This window comes from Candidatus Culexarchaeum yellowstonense (assembly GCF_024707025.1).
Lineage (GTDB): Archaea > Thermoproteota > Methanomethylicia > Culexarchaeales > Culexarchaeaceae > Culexarchaeum.
Genome location: NZ_JANGFQ010000259.1, coordinates 1 through 3,081 on the forward strand (window position 1 = coordinate 1; position 3,081 = coordinate 3,081).

Genomic DNA, 3,081 nt, shown 5'->3' on the forward strand with positions numbered 1-3,081 from the left:
ATTCCCTTCTGTATAGTAGGTCTTGCGGTGTTCTTGCACCATACAATATCATCAACTTACCATATTCTGATCTATTCCTCTTAACTTCCATTATCACTGGTCTTAGTGGGGCTAACCCTATTCCGCCAGCAACTATCAGTATATCCTGCTTTCTACTTCCATTTAATGGCCATGCGTTTCCATAAGGCCCCCTTAAACCAATTATTTCTCCCTTCCTCATTTTACTCAGCATTCTGGTTACTGCCCCAACAAACCTTATTGTGTGCATAATTTCCCCATTCTCTATTCCACTAATAGCGACTGGTATCTCTCCTCCCCCATAAGCATAGAGTATGTTGAATTGTCCAGGAGCCCCCTTAATTTCATCTTCTAATGGCTTTATATGGTATGTGTATGTGTCTTTCGTTTCCTGCGTTATCCTACTTATTAATGCTTTTTTCAGTATATATTCCTTGTAAACCATCATTTACACCCCCCAGAAGCTTTTTTAACATTTTCCCTTATGTCTATTCCAGCTGGGCACCAAGTTATGCATCTTCCACATCCAACGCATCCAAATATGTCAAATTGCTTTTTCCAGTATGAGAATTTGTGTAGCATCCATTGTCTATACATTGCCCATATTTCAGGTCTGAAGTGTCCTCCAGCAACTTCCGCATATTTGTATGTGAAGCAGCTATCCCAGTATCTCACTCTGTCCACGTATTCGTCTAGATGTGATTCATCATATATGTCGAAGCAGAAGCATGTTGGACATACCATTGTGCAATTTCCACATGCAAGACATTTCTCAGATAACTCTTTCCATAAGTTTTCGTTTGCAATGTTTATTTCAAGTTTTTCCGGTAGGTTTATTGTTGTGAACTGTGCTTTTGCTTTTTCATATGCTTCATCCATCAATTTGATGAATTCCGCTATAACTTCATTTGATGCTGGTTTTAAAGTTTCCAATCCCTTCAATATTTCCTCCCCCTTAACGCTTCCAGCTTCAAATAATACTTTACCATTTATTCTTGTGTATGCTATGTCGAAGTTTTCAGTGATTCTGGGACCTGCCCTCATCGTGGCGCAGAAGCATGTTTTCCCAGGTTTTGTGCAGTTTTCCACTATTATCGTTATCTTCTCTCTTTGGGCATTATAGTATGCGTCTTTATTCCATGTGAACGTTTTATCCATAACTCTTATTGCTGCTGCATCGCATGGTTTTATGCCAAAAAACACGATTTCTTTTGGATCATAATTGTATGGTTTTATTTCAAGTCCCTTTTCTACCCTAACTATTTTTAATGTTGGTGGATGTAGATATCTCTTTGGGGAATCGAAACCATGTCTAAAGAAGTTTCCTTGCATTAATCTGTATTTGCCAGGTTCTTGGTAATCCTCCACCCCCCTCGGTATTTCATCGTAATTATTTAATTCACAGTATCTTATGGCGATCTCCCCATCTGGGATCTTTGGTCCTATTATCATTGCTTTACCTTTAAATTTGTTAAAGAGCGTTTTTAGATCGTTTTCAGCGCCCATCATGATGCTGCTCTTCATTGATAGCCCCTCTATTCCCATAGATTTTATTCAAACCCCTTTACATCATCATTAATATAACATTTTCCATTAGCTACTTCTTTTACACCATTTGAGTTGCTCGATGTAATTTGTATTGAAGCTGAAATCTTCCCATATCAACTCTATAATTGATACTTGTTTTGCTGATATTGCAATTTCCATTCATAAGGTTTAACTTTAGTTTTCACAATATCTATTTATGGACTTTCAGTTTAGGGTGATATTGCTTGTCTATTAATATAAGCATATTTCTGTTATTTGTTTTCACAGTCTTCCTTGGATACTTGGGGAACCTATTTTATGTTAAAACTAAGATTCCAGATGTGATTTGGCTTTTACTCTTCGGTTTTATTATTGGTCCAGTATTTAAATTGTATGATCCTGAACCATTTATAAGGGCTTCTCCATTCATGAGCATAATAGCTTTATGTATAATCCTATTTGATGCTGGTATAAACATGGATTTAGATACTTTCATTAAAGTCTTTTCCAGAAGCTTACTTTTAGCATTCATGTACTATTTTGTGAACATGATTTTTGTTGCAGCTCTCTTATATTCTGTTCTTAGTGGTTCTATAAGTTTTCTAAATTGCCTACTTCTAGGTGCAATGTTGAATACTAGTCCTGTAACTCTTTCAAGCCTCTTCCATTCACTTAAACGTTTAAATTTTGATTTTAAGGATGTGGAGAATACCCTATTATTGGAGTCTGTGCTTTCCACGTCCTTAAGTTTCATTTGTGTTATAACGTTAATTAGGTTGATTATGTCTCCAGAGTTGCCTCTTGTCGATAGTTTTAGGAATATATTTTTATCCTTCATCTTCTCCATGGGTTTTGGTTCCTTAAGTGGATGTTTTTGGAGTTTTGTTTTGAATAAGCTTAGGGGACAGAAATTCAATTATATTCTGACCATAGCTATGGTTTTCTTAATATACGTTGTTTCTGAGGGTGTTGTGGAGTCTTCTGGGGCTCTTACATTACTGTTCTTTGGTTTGCTATTGGTTAATAGTGATTCTATTTTCAGGAAGCTTGGATTTAGAGAAATGTTTGAAATTGAAATAAGCCATTTACGGGAATTTCATGAGGAAATAACTTTCCTCCTAAAATCCTTCTTCTTTGTGTATGTGGGTTTAATCACTAATATATCCCTCAACTATTTGTTTATTGGTTTATGTGCGTCGTTAATGGTTTTATGTTCTAGACTTCTCGTCGTTAGATTGTATGGTTATATGGTTAAATTGAGTGTAGTTGAATCTGACATAATTAAATTCTCCATAGCTAATGGTCTATCAACTCTAGTTGCTTCTAGGCTTCCATTAATTTATGATCCAAAGGGACTGTTTGTTGGTGACCCTGGGCTCTATAATAATGTCTGCTTTGTAGTTGTCATTGTAAGTGTTCTTATCAGCATGTTTATAACACCGTATGTTGCTTCAAGGGATATCAAATTGATATCTAAGAATGTAAATTCCAACATGTAATGCCTATTATATGCTATTTTCACCATCTCTAGTTTCT

At 35.8% G+C, this 3,081-nt stretch carries 2 protein-coding genes and 1 pseudogene; 1 reads left to right on the forward strand and 2 read right to left on the reverse strand.

All coding sequences use genetic code 11. The features are described 5' to 3' along the window. Positions 1–466, reverse strand: a pseudogene (locus tag MRT15_RS12385) (Ni/Fe hydrogenase subunit gamma); the annotation flags it as partial. Next, positions 463–1,542 carry a 4Fe-4S dicluster domain-containing protein gene (locus tag MRT15_RS12390; protein ID WP_304330603.1) on the reverse strand — a complete coding sequence of 360 codons (1,080 nt, stop codon included), beginning with the start codon at positions 1,540–1,542 and terminating at the stop codon, positions 463–465. The gene MRT15_RS12390 and the pseudogene MRT15_RS12385, both read right to left, overlap by 4 nt. Before the next feature lie 305 nt (positions 1,543–1,847). Here MRT15_RS12390 and MRT15_RS12395 point away from each other — a divergent pair, with 305 nt between their 5' ends. Beyond that, positions 1,848–3,044, forward strand: coding sequence for a cation:proton antiporter (locus MRT15_RS12395; protein ID WP_304330604.1), 1,197 nt, complete (start codon positions 1,848–1,850; stop codon positions 3,042–3,044). The last annotated feature ends 37 nt before the right edge of the window (positions 3,045–3,081 follow it).